General features: G+C 41.1%; 2 protein-coding genes. Both read right to left on the bottom strand.

Annotated elements, in window-relative coordinates; genetic code table 11:
• Nucleotides 1-186 precede the first annotated feature (186 nt).
• The gene (locus Q4579_RS22850; protein ID WP_170901513.1) at nucleotides 187-957 is read right to left on the bottom strand and encodes an alpha/beta fold hydrolase; all 771 of its coding nucleotides are present in this window, start codon (nucleotides 955-957) and stop codon (nucleotides 187-189) included.
• A gap of 200 nt (nucleotides 958-1,157) precedes the next feature.
• Complete coding sequence (locus Q4579_RS22845; protein WP_303567253.1) at nucleotides 1,158-1,424, bottom strand: hypothetical protein; 267 nt, start codon at nucleotides 1,422-1,424, stop codon at nucleotides 1,158-1,160.
• Nucleotides 1,425-1,619: the final 195 nt, after the last annotated feature.

Raw genomic sequence — 1,619 nt, 5'->3', positions numbered from 1 at the left:
ACCGAATGTAGAGCGGCAGTCCCAAACCTTGCATTACCTGACGCTGTTGTTGACAACCGGGGGAGTCCATGTAGCCCGGCTAAGGGGTTGACAACGCACCGCCAGACTCAAAAAAACACCGTAAACACTGGATTTCAATTTTGCACTAAAGCCGCCACGCGTTGGCAATCCCTCTTGAGCCGTTTGTTAGTTTTTGTGTTGCAACAAGAACTGCTCTAACATTTCACCCACCAATTCCGGTGATTCTTGATGCGACGAATGTGCTGTCAATGGAATATTGGCAAAACTACAACCTACAATTTTCGACTTTAAAGCCGCTGCCTCATCCAACGAAAACAAGAAGTCATTATCACCTCGCATTACTAATGTCGGGCAACGGATTTTTTCAACTAACTCATGTGGGTAGCCAGATTCTGTTGTGTCAAGCCAGACTGCTTTTACAGCGTCTACGAGTTTAGGGAAATCCGGTTTAGGATTTGACGCCTCATATAAAGCAACATCATCGGCAAACCTTGATGCCCAAAATTCAGCCGTCAAACCACTTAGTAATTCAACTGATGGATCATCTGCCTCTAATCGCCACTGCGAACCCAGTGTCACCAAACAAGATACTCTCTCCGGTTCTTGTATTGCTAAACGATAACCTACGATACCACCGTCACTAAAACCAAAAATCGAGTATTTCTCAATACCCAAATAGCTAAGAACATGCTGAACGTCTTGTTGATATTGCATGTAATTAAGTGGACGATTGCCTAAAAGGGACTTTCCGTGACCACGGAAATCTATACTTATCAATTGATAGTCAGCAGCAACATATTTATGAATTGAACTTAACTCATTCAACGAACCAAGACCGCCATGAAGCATCAATAATGGCTTGCCGTCATGATTACCTGAAAGCTCGTAATAAATCTCGGAGCCACTAACACTTACATAACCATTTTTATTTTTCATTTTATCGACCAACTACGTTTGTATTGATTTGACCTGAAAAAACTAACGCCCAATTAAGGGGTGAACAACGCCCCCACCAAACCTAAAGCATTGTGCCGTAAACACTAAATTTGAAGTAGAAGCAAAAGTGCCAAGCGTTGTGAATCCCTCTTAAATTGCTTGTTATATGCGCAACCTCAAGAGTTATACAGGTTGATAATTTAGCTAAACCAAATGGAGATAGTGTTTACACCTGGCAAGGTAGAGTGGAACAAACCATATGTTGAACCATCCCATTGTAATGTGTAGTTATTATCCAAGGTTATCACATCTGTCTTTTTAGGCTGCCCAACAGCAACACTGACGACTGAAGCAGAAAACTGCTCACCTCGCCAATTAAGGCCTACTTGATCACCGACACTTACGGAAAGAGTCGGTCGGAATAAACTAGTAAAGTCCTGATCGCTATTAATAGTATAGTGATTCATCTAATTTCCTTTATTTGAGACTTCAAAAATTTAGAAGCATATAACATTTTATTCAACGACATCATGTCGTATAACTCTGTCGTATAATTCTTCACTTAAACTAACATGTAACCATTTGGTCAGGGCCGGAGCATACTTTGTTAACTCGATTTTACAGTGCCAAATAACAAGGTTGAGCGGTAATTATCACAGTAA

It is taken from the genome of Photobacterium sp. 1_MG-2023 (assembly GCF_030547945.1).
Lineage (GTDB): Bacteria > Pseudomonadota > Gammaproteobacteria > Enterobacterales > Vibrionaceae > Photobacterium.
Note: the sequence above shows the minus strand (reverse complement) of the source record. Positions and strands in the feature narration are given on the sequence as shown.

Bases quoted from the DNA above. Each gene is read 5' to 3' on its own strand.
- Q4579_RS22845 (WP_303567253.1), bottom strand. From the start codon at position 1,424: ATGAATCACTATACTATTAATAGCGATCAGGACTTTACTAGTTTATTC.
- Q4579_RS22850 (WP_170901513.1), bottom strand. From the start codon at position 957: ATGAAAAATAAAAATGGTTATGTAAGTGTTAGTGGCTCCGAGATTTAT.